The 18,975-nt window shown below is 63.0% G+C and carries 19 protein-coding genes and 1 pseudogene; 10 read left to right on the forward strand and 10 right to left on the reverse strand.

The annotated features are described in order from the left end of the window. Positions 1-129: 129 nt before the first annotated feature. A pseudogene (locus tag M5B97_RS06885) lies at positions 130-315 on the forward strand (GntR family transcriptional regulator); the annotation flags it as partial. Then, positions 305-1,576 carry a CynX/NimT family MFS transporter gene (locus M5B97_RS06890; RefSeq protein WP_248731091.1) on the forward strand — a complete coding sequence of 424 codons (1,272 nt, stop codon included), beginning with the start codon at positions 305-307 and terminating at the stop codon, positions 1,574-1,576. The pseudogene M5B97_RS06885 and the gene M5B97_RS06890, both read left to right, overlap by 11 nt. Positions 1,577-1,611: 35 nt before the next feature. Here the strand turns inward: M5B97_RS06890 and M5B97_RS06895 are convergent, their stop codons facing one another. From M5B97_RS06895 to M5B97_RS06940, 10 genes are all read right to left on the reverse strand, one after another. Beyond that, positions 1,612-2,262, reverse strand: coding sequence for a DUF1120 domain-containing protein (locus tag M5B97_RS06895; protein ID WP_248731092.1), 651 nt, complete (start codon positions 2,260-2,262; stop codon positions 1,612-1,614). Positions 2,263-2,272: 10 nt separating this feature from the next. Continuing rightward, on the reverse strand, positions 2,273-3,397 hold the full coding sequence (locus M5B97_RS06900; protein ID WP_248731093.1) for a DUF1120 domain-containing protein: 1,125 nt from the start codon (positions 3,395-3,397) through the stop codon (positions 2,273-2,275). An 11-nt stretch (positions 3,398-3,408) separates the two neighbouring features. Continuing rightward, positions 3,409-5,850 (reverse strand): fimbria/pilus outer membrane usher protein, encoded by a 2,442-nt coding sequence (locus M5B97_RS06905; RefSeq protein WP_248731094.1) that lies wholly within the window; start codon positions 5,848-5,850, stop codon positions 3,409-3,411. Positions 5,851-5,970: 120 nt separating this feature from the next. Beyond that, entirely contained in the window at positions 5,971-6,669 is a 699-nt protein-coding gene (locus M5B97_RS06910; protein WP_248731095.1) for a fimbria/pilus chaperone family protein, read from the reverse strand. Between the two features lie 2 nt (positions 6,670-6,671). Beyond that, on the reverse strand, positions 6,672-7,301 hold the full coding sequence (locus M5B97_RS06915) for a DUF1120 domain-containing protein (protein ID WP_123714688.1): 630 nt from the start codon (positions 7,299-7,301) through the stop codon (positions 6,672-6,674). Between the two features lie 42 nt (positions 7,302-7,343). After that, on the reverse strand, positions 7,344-7,964 hold the full coding sequence (locus tag M5B97_RS06920) for a DUF1120 domain-containing protein (RefSeq protein ID WP_248731096.1): 621 nt from the start codon (positions 7,962-7,964) through the stop codon (positions 7,344-7,346). Positions 7,965-7,996: 32 nt separating this feature from the next. Next, complete coding sequence (locus M5B97_RS06925) at positions 7,997-8,620, reverse strand: DUF1120 domain-containing protein (RefSeq protein ID WP_123714690.1); 624 nt, start codon at positions 8,618-8,620, stop codon at positions 7,997-7,999. Between the two features lie 27 nt (positions 8,621-8,647). Beyond that, complete coding sequence (locus M5B97_RS06930; RefSeq protein ID WP_248731097.1) at positions 8,648-9,271, reverse strand: DUF1120 domain-containing protein; 624 nt, start codon at positions 9,269-9,271, stop codon at positions 8,648-8,650. A 27-nt stretch (positions 9,272-9,298) separates the two neighbouring features. Next, positions 9,299-9,940, reverse strand: a complete 642-nt coding sequence (locus M5B97_RS06935) for a DUF1120 domain-containing protein (RefSeq protein WP_248731098.1) — start codon at positions 9,938-9,940, stop codon at positions 9,299-9,301. Next, entirely contained in the window at positions 9,937-10,578 is a 642-nt protein-coding gene (locus tag M5B97_RS06940; protein ID WP_248731099.1) for a DUF1120 domain-containing protein, read from the reverse strand. Before M5B97_RS06940 ends, M5B97_RS06935 begins: the two co-directional genes overlap by 4 nt. 413 nt (positions 10,579-10,991) lie before the next feature. On the opposite strand from M5B97_RS06940, the gene M5B97_RS06945 reads away from it, so the two are divergent. The 8 genes from M5B97_RS06945 to M5B97_RS06980 all read left to right on the forward strand — a co-directional run bounded on the left by M5B97_RS06945 (position 10,992) and on the right by M5B97_RS06980 (position 18,936). Next, positions 10,992-11,825, forward strand: a complete 834-nt coding sequence (locus M5B97_RS06945; RefSeq protein WP_248731100.1) for a response regulator — start codon at positions 10,992-10,994, stop codon at positions 11,823-11,825. Between the two features lie 183 nt (positions 11,826-12,008). Then, positions 12,009-12,635 carry a response regulator transcription factor gene (locus M5B97_RS06950; RefSeq protein ID WP_134658497.1) on the forward strand — a complete coding sequence of 209 codons (627 nt, stop codon included), beginning with the start codon at positions 12,009-12,011 and terminating at the stop codon, positions 12,633-12,635. A 210-nt stretch (positions 12,636-12,845) separates the two neighbouring features. Beyond that, positions 12,846-13,478, forward strand: a complete 633-nt coding sequence (locus M5B97_RS06955; RefSeq protein ID WP_248731101.1) for a DUF1120 domain-containing protein — start codon at positions 12,846-12,848, stop codon at positions 13,476-13,478. 104 nt (positions 13,479-13,582) lie between these two features. Continuing rightward, on the forward strand, positions 13,583-14,053 hold the full coding sequence (locus M5B97_RS06960) for a nuclear transport factor 2 family protein (RefSeq protein ID WP_248731102.1): 471 nt from the start codon (positions 13,583-13,585) through the stop codon (positions 14,051-14,053). A gap of 36 nt (positions 14,054-14,089) precedes the next feature. Continuing rightward, entirely contained in the window at positions 14,090-14,362 is a 273-nt protein-coding gene (locus tag M5B97_RS06965; protein WP_123714697.1) for a GIY-YIG nuclease family protein, read from the forward strand. A gap of 75 nt (positions 14,363-14,437) precedes the next feature. Then, a complete protein-coding gene (locus tag M5B97_RS06970) occupies positions 14,438-15,373 on the forward strand; it encodes a glutathione S-transferase family protein (RefSeq protein WP_248731103.1) in 936 nt (311 codons plus the stop codon). Between the two features lie 108 nt (positions 15,374-15,481). Beyond that, positions 15,482-17,896 carry a TonB-dependent receptor gene (locus tag M5B97_RS06975; RefSeq protein WP_248731104.1) on the forward strand — a complete coding sequence of 805 codons (2,415 nt, stop codon included), beginning with the start codon at positions 15,482-15,484 and terminating at the stop codon, positions 17,894-17,896. Further along, on the forward strand, positions 17,896-18,936 hold the full coding sequence (locus M5B97_RS06980; RefSeq protein ID WP_248731105.1) for a hypothetical protein: 1,041 nt from the start codon (positions 17,896-17,898) through the stop codon (positions 18,934-18,936). The genes M5B97_RS06975 and M5B97_RS06980 overlap by 1 nt, the downstream gene beginning before the upstream one ends. Positions 18,937-18,975 lie beyond the last annotated feature (39 nt).

Here is an 18,975-nt window from a genome sequence, read left to right on the forward strand (position 1 = left end):
CTTTTCAGCCTTTCCCCTTCTTAACTGACTGGCATTAGCCTGGTGCCGGGTTTATTTTTGCCTGCGGGAAAACCCAGGTGCGTTGCCTTTGCCGGCAACTCTGCATAGGCTGTGGGGCACCGCGCGCAACCGGCGCTGAGCGAGCTGTACCCGCACTTTTGCGCTATCGTCGGCGCCCGGTTACGTCAGACCCTCAACCTTTCGCCCCGTCGCCAGGCGGTCTTCGACCTGCATATCGCCCTGCTCGATGCGGTGACGCAGCAAGACCCTGAATGCGCCAAATCCCTCTGCCGGCAGTTGATCAATGAACCTTGAAGCCAAGCGCCCCACCGAACTTGAAGAACTGTTGATTGACGCCGAAGCCGACGACGACATCGTGCAACACAGCCCACCGGTGGTCAGCCGCGCATGGCTGTTGCTGCTGGGGCTGGTCCTGGTGGCGTTGAACCTGCGCCCGGCGCTGTCGAGCCTGTCACCGCTGCTGCGTGATGTGTCCGCCAGCCTGGGATTGTCGGCAGCCAAGGCCGGTCTGCTGACGACCTTGCCGGTGCTGTGCCTGGGCCTGTTCGCACCGTTGGCGCCGGTCCTGGCGCGGCGCTTCGGGGCGGAGCGGGTGGTGCTGGGGATTCTGCTGACGCTGGCTGCCGGGATCATTCTGCGCAGTGCGTTCGGCGAGTTCGGGCTGTTTGCCGGCAGCATCATGGCCGGCGCGAGTATCGGCATCATCGGCGTATTGCTGCCGGGCATCGTCAAGCGCGATTTTGCCCGGCAGGCAGGCACCATGACCGGCGTCTACACCATGGCGCTGTGCCTGGGGGCGGCGCTGGCGGCGGGGGCGACGGTGCCCATCAGCCATTACTTTGGCGACAGTTGGAACATCGGCCTGGGCTTCTGGATCCTGCCCGCGCTGGTGGCGGCGCTGTTCTGGTTGCCGCAGGTCCGGCAGACCCATGGCGCACACCCGGTGGCTTATCGCGTGAAGGGTCTGCTGCGCGACCCGCTGGCCTGGCAAGTGACCTTGTACATGGGCCTGCAGTCGTCCCTTGCCTATATCGTGTTTGGCTGGGTGCCGTCGATTCTGATCGATCGGGGCCTGAGTGCCACTGAAGCCGGACTGATGCTGTCCGGTTCGATCATTGTGCAGTTGGCCAGCGCCCTTGCCGCACCGTGGCTGGCCACGCGTGGCAAGGACCAACGCCTGGCTATCGTGGTGGTGATGCTGCTGACGCTGGTGGGTTTGTTCGGCTGCCTGTTTGCGCCGCTGCAAGGGTTGTGGGGATGGGCGATCCTGCTGGGGTTGGGGCAGGGCGGGACGTTCAGCCTGGCCCTGACGTTGATCGTCTTGCGCTCGCGCGATTCCCATGTGGCCGCCAACCTGTCCAGCATGGCCCAGGGTGTGGGCTATACCCTGGCGTCCATGGGGCCGCTGGCGGTGGGCGTGCTCCACGACTGGACCGGCGGCTGGGGCGCGACCGGCTGGGTCTTCGCAGTGATCGGCGCAGGTGCCATCATCACCGGCTGCGGGGCGGGGCGTGCGCGGTATGTGAACGTGCGCAGCGAGAAAGTCTCGCCTTGATGCGGGCTGGCCGGCTCCGCCCCTGCCGACTGTGTTTACAGGTACATCACCTCCAATGTAGCGGAGCCATCCAGGCGGGTTTCCGCGCTCAGGTCCAGGTTCTGCCTGGCATTGATCACCGCTTCCAGCGTGACGGTGCTGGTCAGGTTCTTGATCGCTGAAGGGCCTGCGGTGCTGCCCTCCAGTTCGGTAAAGCCCAGCAGGCTGCGCGAGCCGATGTTGATGGGGTTGCTGTTGGAGGTGCGCCAGGCCACGCCGCCCGTAGTGGACTCGGTGCCGTAGACCACCGCCAGGTCGTCGACCACGGTCTGCCTGGGGTCGAAACTCAGCGAATACACACCGAGCTTGTTGCCGCCATTGTCCAGGCCCAGCCCATAGTAGATCTCGCTGTCGATGTGGGCGGTGCCGTCGCGGTTGTCACGCATGAGGAGCACGAAACGGCCGGGTGCGTTGCAACTGACGGTCAGCGTCAGGTACTTCAGCGGCAGGCGCGTGCCATTGGTCAGGTTGAGGTCTTGCCGGGAAATCTTGCCGAAGTCGATCACGCCGCCACCGGAAAATACCGGGGTGCAGGCCATGGGCGTGATCAGGCCGCTGACCGTGAGCTCCACGGTGGAAGCCGCATGTGTCAGGGCTGCGCCGCACAGCAGGGGCAGGGCGAACAGGTGCATCTGGGAACGCTTCATGGGATAGCTCCTAAAGGTAATGGATTTCCAGGGTGGCCGCGCCGTCGAGCCGTACCTCACTGCCCAGGTCCAGGGCGCCCAGCGGTGCAATCAGCGCTTCCAGGCTGGCCGTGGCGCTGAGGTTCTGGATCGCAGCGGGGCCGCTGGTGCTGCCGGCGCCAGTGCCGAAGCCCAGGTAGCGGTCAGCCGCGACGGCCAGCGGGCTGCTGCTGGCGCTGCTCCATGGCAAGCCGCCAGTGGCGGAGTCGGTGCGATAGAGTTGGGCATGACTGTCGGCGCTGGCCTGGTTCGGATCGAAGGCCAGGCGGTAGCGGCCGATTTTTTGCCGGCGCGCATCCAGGCCCAGGCCGTAGGCGCTCGCATCGACGTCACCGGTGGCCGAGCCTGGCCGGTTGTCCTGCATGCGCACGGCGAAATAGGTCGGCGCATCGCAGGCCACGTTGAGCACCACCGGGCGTGGTGGCAGCGGGGTGTCCTGAGTCTGGCTCAGGTCACTGATCGAGAGTTTGCCCAGTGCCACATGGCCGCCGTTGGACAGGGTTGGCGTGCAGGCGGCCGGCGCGAAGCGCGCCAGCAGGCTCAGCTCGCGCGACCGCCCAGCGTTGACCGCATCGAATAGCCCGCTGGTTTCCCAGGTCACCGCATCGCTCACGCGGGCTGCGTCTTCGCCGACCCAGGCGCTGGCCTGCAGTTGCACCGACAAACTGCGCCCGATGACCGGCACCCCGGCGCGCATCGGCACGATGCCGTGCCCGGGGCGCCAACGCAGGCTGGTGGCGACCGCACCAGGCGCCTGGCCGATGCCGGCGAGCAGGCCCAGTTCCACCGGTTGCCCGTCCAGCACGGCATCACTGGCTTGCAAGTCATAGCTGCCGCGCTCGGTGAAGCGAAAGCGCTCCACGGTGGCCGCCAAACCACGGTAGAGCAGGGTCATGTCGGTGGCCTGCGGGCAGTTCAGGTTGAGGCTGAAGCGACGCTCGCCCAGCAGGCGTTCGGGCACGGGCACAAGTGCCACGGCGCGGTTCATCAGGCCGAAATCCAGGCGCGATTCGCTCAGGTTGAGCCGGCATTCTTCGGTGGCCCAGGCGGGGTTGGCCAGCAGCAGCGCTGCCAGCAAGACAGGTTTCAGGCCCATGGCGAGAGTCCTCATAGTGGTCGGCACCGGGCCGGTGCGGTTTCGAAATACACATCGGGATCGCCGTCTTTCGGCAGTGCGAAGTCCAGACGGCAGCGCGGTTGCCCCGGCGCCTTGATCCACAGGGGGCGGGTGTCGAGCACACTGGGCAGGAATACCTGGCTGCCTTCCTGGACCAGGGTCACGAACTCACCGTCGCCGGTGCTCACCGCCGCGCCTCGGGGCAGGGGCAAACCGTCTTGGTCGGTCACGGTCAGCAGGGCGCGGCGCGTCACGGCAACGCCGAAGTGCACCTTGTCCACCGCCCCACGCCCGGCTGAAATAACCGCCAGGCCATTGCTGATGTCGGCATTGCGCGGCAGCGAACGGGTTTGCACTTCTACCGGGCTGCGGCCATAGGCGCTGAGCTGCGGCACCACGGCCTGGCCTTGCCAGTCAGTCCACACCGGGCCACTGGGGGTAGTGACTTTGACCCCGGCCATTTCACCCACCGACATCACGGCAAAGGTGTCGCGCACCGGGTAAGGCGAAAACGTCACGCCGTCGCCATGCACCACTACGCCACCGCGCGCACCGCCCTGGTAGCTTGAGCGTTCAGCGTCGGAGCGGGTGTAGTTCAGGTCCAGCTGGCTATACCAGGGCAGGGTGGACACACCGACAGAGGTTTCCACCTCACGGTCGCGGCTGTCGCGCTCCACGCCGAGCCGATAACTGAGCTGGTCGTTGAGTTGTTCGCTCAAGCCGCTGCCGATGCGATGCTCGCCGCCGGTATTGCGCGCCCAGGCGCGGCCTCGGCGGCTTTCGCCCAGTGGCATGCTGATGGTCAGGTAAATGCTGTCATCGCTCTGCTGACGGCCACCGACTTGCCATTCGGCACTGGCGGAAATCGACACCCCGCCGATGCTCGTGCCCCAGGACGCCAGGGCGCGGCTGCTGCTGAAACCGGCATAGGACGCCGAGCGCGACACCCCGGCGCTGAATGCCCCCACCCAGGGATGGGCCCAGGAGGCCGTGACACTTTGTTGGTCGCGATAGCGCGAACGCTCCTGCTCGCGGGTATAGCGGGTGTGGGTGGACTCTTCCAGGTCGCGGTAATCCAGGCTGCGCCAGGACGCGGCGGTGGTGATGGCCCAGTTATCGTTCAGACGCTGGGACCACGACAAGTCGGTTTGCACGCCCCGCTCCTGGCCGTTCCGGCTGGCTTCGGCGGCCTGCCCCGAGAACTGCAACTGGCTGTCCTGCCAGGGCAGCCAACCCAGGTTCATGCCTGCCGAGCGATATTGGTCAGCCACCAGCAGCCCGCCGCCGACGCTGACCTGGGGGTGCAAGGCCCCACTCCAGCCACCGCTGACCACCCAGGGTTCGGCGCCGTCACTGTCACCGATCCGGCGCACGCGGCCGGCCGCTACTGAGTAGCCCGGCGCGGGCAGGCCCAGGCCCAGCATCGCCGCCGGCACGGTGAAGCGCCGCTCCTCGCCGAGGCTTTCCTTGACCGTGACTTCCACGTCCGAGCGGCTGTTCAAGCGGCGCACATCGGTGAGGGCAAAGGGGCCTGCCGGAACCACCGTGGAATGAATCAGTGTGCCGTTCTGGCGTATCTCTACCTGGGCGGGGCTGTTGGCGATGCCATTGATCGTTGCGCCCTGGTTCTGGTCCTGCAGGGCGGTTTCGGTCAAGACCTGGGCGCCGGTGATTTGCGTGCCGGCCAGCACCGGGTTGTACAGGCTGATCTGCCCACCCTGGAACACCGCCTGTTGTTCGGCGAAGGTGCGCTGGGCATAGGCGTCCAGGTGAGTGGTGCGCGATACCTTGTCTTGCCAGGTCTGCACCTGGCGGCTGCGCACGATCCAGTCGCCGGCATTGAAGCCGACCTCGGTGTTGGCCGACGCGAAGCGGCTGTTGTCATCGCCGAACGCGTTGTACAGGCCGGTCACGTCGTAGTTGAGCAAGCCGGCAAAGCCGCCGGTCTGGTAGCCCGAGATATCCCGCACCACCGGCCGCAAGGCTTCAGTGGGCACCACCAGGGACAGGCTCAGGCTGGCGGGGTCCTGTTCGATGACGGTTTGCGGATAGTCGTCGATAAAATCCAGGCACGCGCTGCCGTCAGGGTTATCCGCTGGAACTCTCAGATCTCCCGCGTCCAGCAGGGCGCGGTCGAAACACAATGCGCCCTGGCGATCGAACGCCACGTCCACGCGACCGCGCCGTTGACCGTTGACGTACAGGTAGACGGCATGCCGCCCGGCGGTGAACCGCGGTGCTTCCAGCAGCAGGTTGGCAAGCTCCGGGTCGATACCGCGTTGGGCCAGCGTCTGGGGGTCGAAGGCGCCTTCGGCCATGGCATCGTTGGCCGCGAGGCCGCCGCCGAGGGTCAGCGCCAGGCCGGCCAGGATCCGGCGTAGGCAAACGCCAGGCACGGCTTCGCCGTCGCGGTCAGTGTTTACTGTGCTCACAAGGTCGTTCTCACATACGGGAAGCGTGCGCGCCGACCTTTACTCGTCGGGGCCGCATCCGGTGGCCTTCAAGGAGGCCACTTTGTTTTTATGAGGGCGCCGTCCATTGGCGCCCGGCGATCAAAGGGTGATCGGTGCTTCGTAGGGCGCCACGGCAAAGCCGTAGACGGTGGCCGGCTGCAGTTGCACGCGGGTTGCGCCGGGGGCGTGGGTGTCCACCGTCAGGGTTTCCCCCGGCAGTACATATGTGCGCGGTAACAGGGCCGCCGAGTCACCCGGCAGCAACCGCAACTCCTGGGCCAGGCGCACCACGTAGGGCGACGGGTTATGCACGCTCAGCTGGTTGTTCTTCAGGTTCCAAACCAGCCCCGTCCATGGTGTACGGTTGGGGGCCAGGCCCTTGGGGTGCAGGATCACCGGCAGGTTCTGGCGCACCGTCACACCGACCCGAGCATGGCCGGCCTGGGCTTCCGAGCGACCCTGGGGCATGCCTTCGAAAATCACCCGTTTCAGGCGTTGGGTGGTCAGCGGCTCCGGCGTTTGCAGGATAAAGCGGATCAGTTGGCTCTTGGACGGTTCGACCCGCGCCAGAGGCGGCGTGACGAACACCAGCTTGGCCGGGTCTTCGGGAATGTCCTCGAGGGTGACATGCAGCAGCGCCAGTTTGCTGTCGGTGTTGGTCACCGACACCGAGGCTTCACCGTCGGCTTCGTTGACGATCACGACGGACGTGTCCGGCACCATGCCGTCAGCCCGCGCGGGGCTGCAAAACAACACGGCCAGGACGCCGATCAGGGGGAAAACAGGGAAAGGGAACATGGCTAGAGGTACCTCAGGTCAAGCACGATGGAGCCGTCCAGCGGCACCTCCTGGTTAAGGGTCAGGTAGGCCGCTGCGTTGATTGATGTATTGACGTGCAGGGTGGCGGTGACCAGGCGATGGGGCTCCGGCACCAACGTGCCGGGTTGCGCAAAGCCCATGTAGTTATCCGGGTAGGCGTTGGACTCGGGGAACCAGGTCAGGCCCTTGTTGCTGGAGGCCAGCACCAGCGCCGGCTGGCCGTCGCCCACCGCGTTGCGAATCGCCAGGGACACCGTACCCAGGCGTTCGGTGGGCACATGCGCGTTGGTGCCCAGGCCGTAGTAGAACCCCGGCCCGAGTGAAGATTCGGCGCGGTTATCCACACCCACCAGCACGAATAGCACCGGGTCGTTGCAGCTCACGCTCAGGTCCAGGGTCTGGGCCGGCAACTTGCTGAACTCATACTGGTTGAGGCTGCGCGCGGGGACCCTGCCGTGGTCGACGATACCGTCGGCCGACAAGGTCGTGGTGCAGGCTTTCGGGGTGATCAGCCCCGAGACCGTCAGCTCCGTACTGGACCCCGCCAGTGCTGGAGCACCGACGCTGAGCAGGTAGAGCCAGGCAAGCAGGTGTGGCGTCGCGTTCTTCATGGCGTGTCTTTCACCGGGTACCGGGTTATCGAGGGAGGGCGGTTACAGGTACACGACCTGCAGGGTCGCGGACCCTTTCAGATCAACTTCGTTACTCAGGTCGAAGTTCCGCGCCGGCCGGATATAGGTGCGTACCCGCAGATCCAGTTGCAGGTTCTGCACCGGAATCGGCGTGGTGGCGTCGGACACCGCACCCACTGACTGGTAGGACAAAGGAATCATGGTGGGTTCGGCGAACCAGGTTTTGCCCATGTCATCGGAAGCAATCGTCTGGACGACTGCTCCGTCGGCGATGGCGTTGCTCATCCGAAGCGTGAACGATCCCAACTTTTCGCCATTGAGCAAACCGAGACCGAAGCTGTCGGTGGGCTCCGGCGAAGATTCGGCGGCGTTATCGATCGCCTGGATAGCCATCAACGTGGCCCCGTCGCAGCTCATGGTGAAGCCCAGTGTGCGGTCTTCGAGCAAGGTGCCGGAGTCCTGGTTCAGGTCCTGGGCGGAGACCTTGCCGTGGTCGACCATACCGTTCTGCGACAGACCGGGGGTGCAAGCACTTGGAACGATCAAGCCTTTGACGGTCAGGTCGACACTCGACGCCGCGGATGCGTGATGGGCGGCAGCCAGCAGCAGGGTGGTCAACAGTAGGCCGGGTAGAGATTTCATGGCGGTTTCAGATCCTTGGGTTCAGGGAAGACTTACAGGTAGCGCACGGTCAGGGTGACCGAGCCATCGATCGCAGCTTCGTTGGTCAGGGTCAGGCTGCTGGCGGGGGCGATCTCGGGGCTCACGATGAGGTCCGCGGTGAACACCTGCACCGGCATCGGGGCGATGGTCGCGGTGTCGGCCACGGAAACCATGTTGTCGCGCATGAAGTAGCGATCACTGAACCAGGTGTTGCCGCCATCACTGGAGGCAATGGTGCGTGCCGCCACACCGTCGGCCATCGGCGAGAGCAGGCGCAGGGTCATGGCGCCGAGTTTTTCGGTGCCGTTGATCAACCCCAGGCCATATTCCATGAAGTCATTGCCGTAGTCCGTGCCCTCGCGGTTGTCCTTGCCTTCCAGCGCCATCAGGGTCGCGGCGTCGCAGGTGACGGTCAGCTGCAGGGTTTGTTGTTCGAGAAAGGTCGACTGGGCGACGTTCAAGTCCTTGGCCGAAATCTTGCCGTAATCCACCGCGCCGCCATTGGACAGGGAGGGGGTACAAGCGCTCGGCGTGATAAGGCCTTTGACGGTGAGGTCCACGCTGGAGGCGGCGAAGGCGGGGCTGATACCGCTGATCAGCAGTGCGGCGGTCAGGGCTTTGGGTAGCAGGTTCATGGTCGGGCTCCTGGGAAAGATGGGGGGTTACCAGTACTTCAGTTGCAGGGTGGCGTGGCCATCGATGGGCACTTCATCGAGCAGGGTCAGGCTGCTTGCCGGCGCAATCACGGTGAAGGCCCGCAGGCGCGCGCTCAGGTCTTGCAGGGCGATGGGGGTGCTGGTGTCTGTTGCGACGGCGAACGACGTCAGCGCCATATGGCCCAGGTACGAGGACGGGCCCCAACTGGCACCGCCGTCGCGGGACATGATGGTCTGCACCGCCACGTTGTCCGCGATGGGTTCGAATACCCCGAGGGCCACGCTGCCCAATTTCTGGTTGTCATTGACCATTCCGAGGCCGTGATGCGCCGGGTTGATCGCCGAGGTACCGGCGCGGTTGTCGACGGTGGTGAGGGTGAAGAACGTGGCACCTTCGCAATGAATATCAAGCTGCAGTTCACCCGGTTGCAGGCGTGTGGGCAGGTCCGGGTCGAGGTCGCGTCCGGTCAGCTTGCCGTGGTCGACCACGCCGCCACTGGACAGGCTCGGTGTGCAGGCGCTGGGGACGATGGTTCCGCTGACGCTCAGGTCGGTATGGCTCGCGGCCTGAGTGCCGGGCGCCGCGGCGATCAACAACATGGCCAGGGTAGTGAGGGTGTATCTCTGCATGGGCACAAGTCCTTGTGGTGGGGTGGGTTACAGGTAGATCACGTCGACCGTCGCGGCACCGTCCAGCAGTACTTCCTCGGTCAATGTCAGGCTATTGGCCGGGGCGATGCTCGGCTCGATATGCAACTCGGCGGTGACCGTTTGCAGCGGGCTCGGCGCCGGTGTGCCGCTGTCGCTGTTGCCGAACGCGGCGAGCTGGTGCGCCACCAGCCAGGTACCTTCGGGGACCAGCCACCAGGTATCGCCGTTGGTGGTCGACATCAGCGTTTGCACCGGGCCGTCGTCCGACACCGGGTTACGCAACGTCAGCAGGTAGGTGCCGAGCTTCTGGTCGCCGTTGATCAGCCCGAGGCCGTAGCCATAGCCGTCGTCCTTGTGCGCGGTGCCGGGGCGGTTATCGCGACCGCGCAGGGCGAACAAGGTGGGCGCGTCGCAGGTCACCGCCAGTTGCATAATCGCTGGCGGCAGCCAGGTGGAGGTATCCGGCAGCAGGTCCCGGGCCGCGAGCCTGCCGTAGTCCACCGTGCCGCCCTGGCTCAGGGACGGCGTGCAGGCTGCGGGGATAATCAGGCCCTGGACCTGCAGGTCGACGCTGCTTGCGGCAAAGGCGCAGGGCGCCATTGCCGCGAGCAGGCTGAGCACGCTGCGTTTGATCGTGGATCGCTTCACAGGTAGCGCAGCTCCAGGGTGGCGGAGCCGTCTATCGACACTTCTTCGGTAAGGGTCAAGTCCTTGGCCGGCATCAGAAGGGGCCACACTTCGATATTGAATGTGAGTACCTGAATCGGGATCGGCGCCACTTGGCCGCTGGACCTGTCGCCAAAGCCTGTGAACGTGTCAGGGGCCCAGGGCGTGACAATGTCCCCGCCCTTCCAGGTCTGGCCACCGTCCACGGATTTGAGTGGAGTGATCGGCACGCCATCGGCCAGTGGTGGTTGGCGGATATCGAGGTAATAACCGCCGATCAATTCGTTGTGGGTGGTGACTCCCAGGCCGTAAAGCTCCGGGCTGATCGGCACAGGGCGTGCGGGCCGATTGTCCTGGGTCACCAGCGCAAACAGAGTCGGCGCTTCGCAGTCCACCGCGGCTTGTAGAGTGACTTTGGGGAGTTCGGTCCAAGTGGTCTGGTTGAGGTCTTTGGCGGCAATCTTGCCGTAATCGATCTTGCCGCCCTGGGACAGGCTTGGTGTGCAGGAACTCGGCGTGATGGTGCCTTTGACAGTCAGGTCGACACTGCTGGCAGCCGACGCCCAAGGGCAAGTGACAAGCAGCACGGTACCCGCAAGGGCAACGAAAGAGGCTTTCATGGAATACGTATTCCTGTGCAAGGGTTCAGGGACAGATAGGGTGCGCGGGGAAGTTGCCCGTTGGATTTAGGGTTATCGAGGGGCACGCGCTGTTGTTGGTAAAGCGGGAGGGAATTTATCGCCGGGGCCGTGCAGGGTGAATGCAACTTTTACGATAGTGCGAGCAACCCTGTAATGCCGTTCGAAGAGGGCGCCTTTATTCGAAAAAAACACCGTTGTCGTAGTTGTTGTATCGCCTTGGCAGGTTCATTTGGATACGTTTCGCGCTTTTTTCGCCTTTACTCAAACTCAATGGGTGGCGAAACTTTCTGAGCGAGAAGTTCCAGTGCAGTTGTCAGAAAAGTCGATGATGTGTCGTCGGCTCCTGGCGTCAGGCAAAGCCAGGTGAGCTTATCGCTCTGCATGAGGTCACTATGCGGGGCAATAAACCAGGCGGAGGGCCGCCTACGGCATTGCCGGCGGACAATCTGCCCAGCCATTGGCAGGATGCCAGGGTATTGGTGGTCGACGATCACGCGACGTATCGGCTGCTGATGAGCGCGTTGCTGGACAAGCTCGGTGTCGCTCACCAGCTGGTCAACGATGGTCAGGCGGCACTGCAAATCCTGGCCACCGATGTGTTCGACCTGGTCATCAGCGATTGCCGCATGCCGGTCATGGACGGCTACACCATGACCCGCGAGTTGCGACGTCGCGAGCGCGAGGCGGGCAGTGAGCGGGTGCCGGTGCTTGCCTTGACCGCGCGGCTGGAGCCCGAGGACATCCGTCTTTGCCAGGCCTGTGGAATGGACGGCTGGCTGGTCAAGCCGGTGTCCCTGGCGCGGTTGCGCGAACTGCTGAGGCACTGGTTGTCGGATACATGCCTGCATGCCCGCCAAGCCCCACCCCGGCACGCGAGCCCTCCGCGCGAACGGCGCCCGACCCGCGCCAGCCTGCTGGCCTCGTTCGGCACCTGGGAGGTTGTCGAGCCGCTGTTGTCCAGCCTGATCCACGAAGCCCATGAGGACCTCGCAGGTCTGGCCCAGGCCCAGGCAAGCCTGGATGCCGCACTGACGGTCCATCACCTGCACCGTCTGGTGGGGGGCGTGGCATTTCTCGGTGCGACGGAGCTTGAGCCACAGGCGGTGTGGCTGATGGACAACGTGCAGCGTTCGGGCGTAGCAACCTGCCGTATGGCGCTGGCGATGTTTCATAAGGATGTGGAACGTTACCTACAGTACTTGGGAAAACTTCGACTTGATAAATGAAGGAGTTTTCCATTCTGTTATGTAGTCCTTTTCTGTATGTATTTTCTTTTAATTGTGTAGGTGTTAATGCCGGCCTCCAGAAGTATGGGGCAATAGCCTGTCAAGAGCGTTTATTGACGGTTGTTGCCTGCGGCAGGGCGAGGTATTTTGGCTGCTACTTATTTGCCATCATGGATATTACCGATGCTCCGCATAATTATTGCTGACGATCACCCTATTGTTCGCGTAGGGCAGAAAGTGGTGATTGAGGCGAGTGGTAAGTGCAAGGTCGTGGGCGAGGCCAATGGGCCAGACGAATTACTGGCGTTAGTGGGCAGTGTCCCCTGTGATGTGATAGTGACGGACTTTGCAATGCCCGGCGACCAGCAGGCCGATGGTTATGGATTACTCGGGTTGTTGCACCGTCAATACCCCAGGTTGCCGGTGATACTGGTGACCATGTTTGCCAATGTCGCGACCCTGCGCACGGCGTTGTCCCACGGCGCAAAGGCCGTGGTGGCCAAGAGCGCCTCGGCCAGGGAACTGCCGCAAGCCCTGCAAACCGTGGTGCAGGGGCGTACGTTTGTCAGTGAATGCCTGCGTGCCCAGCTTGAGCAGGCGCAACCTGCGCAAACTCCCAGGCTGTCCGGCAAGGAGCAGGAAGTGGTGCGCATGCTCGCCAGCGGCATGACCGTGAGCCAGATTGCCGCACGGGTCAATCGCAGTATTTCCACGATCAGCAAGCAGAAAAGCACGGCCATGCACCGCCTGTGCATTTCCACGGATGTGGATTTGTTTGCTTATGCCCGTGAAGCAGGAATGGTGCCCTGATAGTTGCGGTGTTTTATGATTGTGGTGTGTTTGTTGTATTCGTATTACTTGTATTTGGTTTAACTAGTCTGTGCTCTAAAGTGCGCATGTCCTCTCATCGCTAGTGTGTTGGGAGTCTGACATCCCTAGTCTATTAATTGAGTCGAACTTGCAGGGTGGCGACGCACGTGTAGTTGCCCTGCTGATAATCGACCGCAAGCGAGCATTGATATGCAACAGTCTCAACTTGTTATTGCCGCCGCGCTGATGCTGGCCGGTGTCTCTACTGTATCGGCCGCCTCGAGTGTGGACCTGAGCGTCACCGGCAAGATCACCCCGGCAGCGTGTACGCCATCATTGTCCAGGGGCGGCACCGTCGACCACGGCAAGATATCGGTGCAGGACCTTAACCCCAGGGGCAATACCCAACTGCCAAATGCCACGCTGACGTTTGAGGTGAACTGCGTGGCGACCACTGCCCTGGCCGTCAAGGTTACGGATAATCGCTTCGGCACCGCCGGCTATACCGACTGGACCGACAGTTACTTCGGGCTTGGGCTGGCTTCCAATAACAATAAAATCGGCTGGTACGAGCTGAGGATGAACAACGCCACGGCCGACGGCGTACCCCGTGAGGTGATCGAGTCTGTCGATGGCAAGACCTGGCTGTACGCAGGCACCGTCTGGCAGCCGAACTGGATGCGCTCGCTGAACGGGGCGACCGGGTCCTACGCGCCGTTGCCGATGCAGGCCTTCAAGGCCGACTTGGACTTCATCACCTGGATCGTGGACAAAAACAAGCTGCCGGCGGCGGAAGAAGTCCTGATCGACGGCAGCGCCACCCTGGACGTCGTCTACCTGTAATCGGCGCACACCTCACTCATGCCCCTGGCGAATGACCGTGGCTTTCCCCCGCCGCGCGGATTATCGTGCGCTCCTATCAACAACAACGATTCAGGGAGCTGCACATGAGTGATGCCCACACCGCGTTGATCACCCGTTTCTATGAAGCGTTCCAACGCCTGGACGCCGAGGCCATGGCCGCCTGCTACACCGATGACGTGGTGTTCAGCGACCCGGCCTTCGGCGAACTGCATGGCCGGGATGCCGGCGACATGTGGCGCATGCTCACCACCCGCGCCAAGGATTTCTCCCTGACCTTCGACAACGTGCGCAGCGATGAACACAGCGGCGCAGCGCATTGGGTGGCGACGTATCTGTTCAGTGCCACCGGCAACACGGTGATCAACGACATCCAGGCGCGTTTCGTGTTTCGTGATGGCAAGATCTGCGAGCACCATGACCACTTCGACCTGTGGCGCTGGTCGCGACAGGCCCTGGGAGCCAAAGGCCTGTTGCTGGGCTGGACGCCATTGGTGAAAAACGCCGTGCGTGCCCAGGCCCTCAAAGGCTTGAAGGCATTCCAGGCCAGTCGTTGATAAGCTGGGTGCTTCCTTGCATTGCCGAACTCATCTGTGAACACGCCTGACCCCAAACCCTGGTTTGTCTATCTGGTACGCGCCGCCAATGGTGCGTTGTATTGCGGCATCAGCAACGACCCGGTGCGCCGTTTTGCCATGCACCAGAGCGGCAAAGGCGCACGGTTTTTTCTCTCCAGCCCCGCCGTGGCCCTGGTGTATACCGAGGTGTGTGCCAGCAAAGCCGAAGCCTTGCGCCAGGAGCGGCTGATCAAGAAACTCAAGAAAAGTGCGAAGGAATGTCTGGCGGCGAGTGGTTCATCACGCTGACTGATAAGTTTCCATCAGTCGCATACGGGCTTTTGCAGGCTAAGCTTGCGGCTCACTTCTTGAGCGGAGCCTGGCATGTCTGAGTTGATCCTCCACCACTACCCGCAGTCCCCATTTGCTGAAAAAGCCCGGCTGTTGCTGGGTTTCAAGGGGTTGTCCTGGCGTTCGGTCATGATTTCGCCGGTGATGCCCAAGCCGGACCTCACCGCACTGACCGGCGGCTATCGCAAGACGCCGGTTTTGCAAGTCGGTGCCGATATCTACTGCGACACCGCCTTGATCGCCCGGCGCCTGGAGCAGGAAAAAGCTTCGCCGGCACTGTTTCCTCTTGGCCTGGAACTGGTGACCCAAGGCTTCAGCGCCTGGGCAGACTCAGTGGTATTTTCCCACGCAGTGGCGCTGGTGTTCCAGCCGGAATCCCTGGCGGTCAAATTCGCCAAAGTGCCACCGGCGATGCTCGACATATTGGTGGCTGACCGTGCCAAGCTGTTCAGCGGCGGTGCGGCAACCCGTCTGCAATTGGATCAGGCCAAGCACCAGTGGCCGGCGATCATCAGCCGCATCGATCAGCAATTGCGCCACGAGGCGGGGGATTTCCTGTTCGGCGAGCCTTCGATTGCCGACTTTGCCCTGGCCCACCCGCTGTGGTTCCTCAAGGGCTCATCGGTAACCGCGCCGTTGGTTGATGCCTATCCCGCCGTCAGCACCTGGTTGGCGCGGGTATTGAGTTTCGGGCATGGCACCGCCAGCGAAATGAGCGCCGCAGACGCCTTGGAGGTGGCGCGCAATACGGCCCCGACGGCGCTGCCCGATGAAGTGTTCGCGGACTTGAACGGCTTCAAGGCGGGCCAGCAGGTCACTATTGCGGCCACTGACTACGGCGTTGACCCGGTAGCGGGGGAACTGGTGTTCGCCGGCCGTGAAGAGCTGATTCTGCGCCGCACTGACGAGCGCGCCGGCACCGTGCATGTGCATTTCCCACGCTTTGGCTTTCGCATCCAGGCGCAATAAAAAAATTATTTGTGAACAGCAGTGAGGTAAACCGACGGCCCATCCGTGTAGTGCTTGAAACTGCGATCTATTCGCATTAACAGCGTTTTCTACACGGGTTCTCACAGCATGAAGTCGACGGCGGGCGGTTTGGTTAAACAGTGGCTGGGAGCCTCGGTATTGGCGGTGTCGGGGCTGGCGTTGCTGCCCTTGGCCGTGGCACAGGCACAGGAGCAGCAAAGCACCCAGTTCAACTTTGCCCTGGCAGCCAAACCGCTGCCCCAGGCCCTGAGTGATTTCAGCCGGGTCACCGGTATCAGTGTGATCTACACCGATGAAGCGCCCTACGGTCTCAGCGCTCCGGCGGTGAGCGGCCAGATGAGCGCGACCCAGGCCCTGCAACGCCTGCTGGGCCAGTCCGGCTTCACCTTCCGCCAGATCGATGCCCGCACCCTGGCCCTGGAACCCGTGCCCACCGAAGGTGCGGTCAACCTCGGCGCGACCACCATCAACGGTGCCAGCCAAGCCCAGGACACCACCAGCTATCAGCCACCGCCCACCAGCTCGGTGATGCGCTCCCACGGCCTGTTGCTGGAAACCCCGCAGACCGTCAACGTCGTGCCCGCTCAGGTATTGCGCGATCAACAACCGCGCAATCTGGACGACGCCCTGGGCAACATCAGCGGCATCACCCAGGCCAATACCCTCGGCAGCACTCAGGACGCCGTGATGTTGCGCGGTTTCGGCGACAACCGTAACGGTTCGATCATGCAGGACGGCATGCCACTGGTGCAGGGCCGCGCGTTGAATGCCACGGCTGAACGGGTCGAAGTCCTCAAAGGCCCGTCGTCGTTGTTGTACGGCATCCAGGACCCGGGCGGCGTGGTCAATATCGTCAGCAAAAAGCCCGAGCTGGTGCAGTCCACCTCCCTGACGGCACGCGGCTCGACCTTCGGCGATGGCAAGAACGGCAGCGGCGGCAACCTCGACACCACGGGCCCGATTGGTGACAGCGGCCTGGCTTACCGTCTGATCGTCGATCATGAAGACGAAGATTACTGGCGCAATTTCGGCACCCACCGCGAGACGCTGGTGGCGCCATCCCTGGCCTGGTATGGCGATACCACCAAGGTGGTCTTCGCCTATGAACACCGCGAATTCCTTTCGCCATTCGACCGTGGCACCGCCATAGACCCCAAGACCAACCACCCGTTGAACATCCCCGCGACCCGTCGCCTGGATGAGCCGTTCAACAACATGGAAGGTCGCTCCGACCTGTATCGCCTGGAAGTCGACCACGACCTGAACGACGACTGGAAAGCTCACTTCGGCTACAGCTGGAACCGCGAGACCTACGACGCCAGCCAAGTGCGCGTGGTCAAGGTCAACAACAACGGCACCCTGACCCGCAGCATGGACGGCACCCAGGGCGCGCTGACGACCGACCGCTTCACGACCGCCAGCCTCGAAGGCAAGGTGAATGTGGCCGGCATGCAGCACGACCTGGTATTCGGCCTGGACGACGAATACCGCAAGATCTACCGCGCCGACCTGATCCGCCAGGCGCCGCGTAGCGTGTTCAACTACAACAACCCGGTGTATGGCAGAGAAGTGGCGGGCACCACCGTCAGCGCCCCGGACAGTAACCAGACCGACCTGTTGCGTAGCGATTCGCTGTTCTTCCAGGATGCCATCCACCTCAATGACCAGTGGATTCTGGTGGGCGGCGCGCGCTACCAGATGTACGACCAGTACGCCGGCAAAGGTGTGCCGTTCACCGCCAACACCGACGGCAATGGCCAGAAATGGGTGCCACGTGCCGGCCTGGTGTACCGCTACACCGACCAACTGTCGTTCTATGGCAGCTACACCGAGTCGTTCAAACCCAACTCAACCATTGCGCCGCTGGCCAACAAAACCGTGCTGGACGGCAGCCTGGAGCCGGAACAGTCCAAGGCCTGGGAACTGGGGACCAAATTCGATATGCCGGGGCGCATCACCGCGAGCGCGGCGTTGTTCAACATCGAAAAACGCAACGTACTGGTGCAGGTGGGCGACGGCCTGGCCTCGGTGTACAGCGTGGCCGGCAAGGTGCGCTCGCGTGGCCTGGAACTGGACGCCAGCGGGCAGTTGAGCGACAACTGGAGCTTGATCGGCAGCTACGCCTATACCGATGCGGTCGTGGTCGAGGACAGCAAGTACAAAGGCAACGACCTGCAGAACGTAGCGAAGAACACCGCCTCGTTATCGGCCGTGTATGACTTCGGCAGCATCCTGGGCGGCGATCAGTTGCGGGTCGGTGCCGGTGCACGCTATGTGGGCGAGCGGGCAGGGGACGCCGCCAATAGCTTCGACCTGCCGAGCTACACCGTGGCCGATGCGTTTGCCACCTATGACACCAGAATCGATGGGCAAAAGGTCAAGTTCCAGCTCAACGTGAAGAACCTGTTCGACCGCACCTACTACACCTCCTCGGTGAACACGCAGTTTGTGTCCATCGGCGATGCACGGCAGGTGTCGGTTTCCAGTACGTTGACCTTCTGATGAAAAAGTCCGCCTGGCTATTGGCTCTGTTCATCGGCACCGCAGCGGCAGCAGACATCGGTGCTATCCATCGCGAACACCGGGTGACCTTGCCCGGCAGCGGGCACAGTTGGGGGTTCGTCGGCCTCGATCCGACGCGTCCCTATCTGTTCGTGGCCCGCCGCGAAAACGGTTTGACCGTGTTTGATGTCCAGCACCAACGTGCGGTCAAGACCGTGGCGCAGTCCGATGGCGCCAACGGCGTGGTGTTCGTGCCCGAGTTGGATCGCGTGTTCGTGCTCAATACCGATGGCAGCTTGAGTGTGGTGCAGTTATCCACACTCAAGCCGCTCAAGCGTATTGCTGTGGCGCAAAGCAACCTCAACAGTGCGGTGTACGAGCCGTCCACCGGCAAGGTGATCATCGTCAGCGGTCGCCGGGCGGATCGCTCGACGCTGTTTGAGTTCGATCCCAAGCAGGAACGCATCACCGGCGCCCATGAACTCGCGGTGAAGAAGATCGACCCGCTGCTGCTCAAGGGCGATGGCAGTTTCTTCCTGCCGATGCGGGATGAGGGCAAGGTTGCGCGGTATGCGGCCGACACCTTTACCGTGCTCGATACCTGGCAATTCACCGACTGCCCCAAACCGAGTGCGCTGGCTCAGGATGTCGAGCGCCAGCGTTTGTTTGTGGCATGTCGGGGTGACGCGCCGGTGCTGATCGTGGCGGATCGTGAAAGCGGCGAGGTCAAGGCGAAGCTGCCGATTGGGCATGACGTCAATGCGCTGGCCTACAATGCGCAACATCGTCGCTTGCTGATCCCCAGCGGCGTGGACGCGAACGTCAGGGTGATCGAGCAAAGTGATGCCGATCATTACGCATTGGCGACCACCTTCAGCACCGTGCCGATGGCCTATAACATGGCCTTCGACGCGCAGCGCCAGCGGGTTTACCTGCCGGCGATGGACTTCAACCAACCCGCGCCGAGCCAAGCCGAACCCAAGCCCGACCCGCAGTTTCAGGCCGGTACGTTCTCCATCACTACCCTGGCACTTGATTGAGGGCCGTGAATTAACCAAGCTGCGCACTCTCGTAGATTC

The sequence above is a fragment of the Pseudomonas sp. MWU13-2517 genome (assembly GCF_023242545.1).
GTDB lineage: Bacteria > Pseudomonadota > Gammaproteobacteria > Pseudomonadales > Pseudomonadaceae > Aquipseudomonas.

Coding starts and splice junctions, on each gene's coding strand:
- M5B97_RS06890 (WP_248731091.1), top strand. CDS start 305: ATGAACCTTGAAGCCAAGCGCCCCACCGAACTTGAAGAACTGTTGATT.
- M5B97_RS06895 (WP_248731092.1), bottom strand. CDS start 2,262: ATGAAGCGTTCCCAGATGCACCTGTTCGCCCTGCCCCTGCTGTGCGGC.
- M5B97_RS06900 (WP_248731093.1), bottom strand. CDS start 3,397: ATGGGCCTGAAACCTGTCTTGCTGGCAGCGCTGCTGCTGGCCAACCCC.
- M5B97_RS06910 (WP_248731095.1), bottom strand. CDS start 6,669: ATGTTCCCTTTCCCTGTTTTCCCCCTGATCGGCGTCCTGGCCGTGTTG.
- M5B97_RS06915 (WP_123714688.1), bottom strand. CDS start 7,301: ATGAAGAACGCGACGCCACACCTGCTTGCCTGGCTCTACCTGCTCAGC.
- M5B97_RS06920 (WP_248731096.1), bottom strand. CDS start 7,964: ATGAAATCTCTACCCGGCCTACTGTTGACCACCCTGCTGCTGGCTGCC.
- M5B97_RS06925 (WP_123714690.1), bottom strand. CDS start 8,620: ATGAACCTGCTACCCAAAGCCCTGACCGCCGCACTGCTGATCAGCGGT.
- M5B97_RS06930 (WP_248731097.1), bottom strand. CDS start 9,271: ATGCAGAGATACACCCTCACTACCCTGGCCATGTTGTTGATCGCCGCG.
- M5B97_RS06940 (WP_248731099.1), bottom strand. CDS start 10,578: ATGAAAGCCTCTTTCGTTGCCCTTGCGGGTACCGTGCTGCTTGTCACT.
- M5B97_RS06945 (WP_248731100.1), top strand. CDS start 10,992: ATGCGGGGCAATAAACCAGGCGGAGGGCCGCCTACGGCATTGCCGGCG.
- M5B97_RS06950 (WP_134658497.1), top strand. CDS start 12,009: ATGCTCCGCATAATTATTGCTGACGATCACCCTATTGTTCGCGTAGGG.
- M5B97_RS06955 (WP_248731101.1), top strand. CDS start 12,846: ATGCAACAGTCTCAACTTGTTATTGCCGCCGCGCTGATGCTGGCCGGT.
- M5B97_RS06960 (WP_248731102.1), top strand. CDS start 13,583: ATGAGTGATGCCCACACCGCGTTGATCACCCGTTTCTATGAAGCGTTC.
- M5B97_RS06970 (WP_248731103.1), top strand. CDS start 14,438: ATGTCTGAGTTGATCCTCCACCACTACCCGCAGTCCCCATTTGCTGAA.
- M5B97_RS06975 (WP_248731104.1), top strand. CDS start 15,482: ATGAAGTCGACGGCGGGCGGTTTGGTTAAACAGTGGCTGGGAGCCTCG.
- M5B97_RS06980 (WP_248731105.1), top strand. CDS start 17,896: ATGAAAAAGTCCGCCTGGCTATTGGCTCTGTTCATCGGCACCGCAGCG.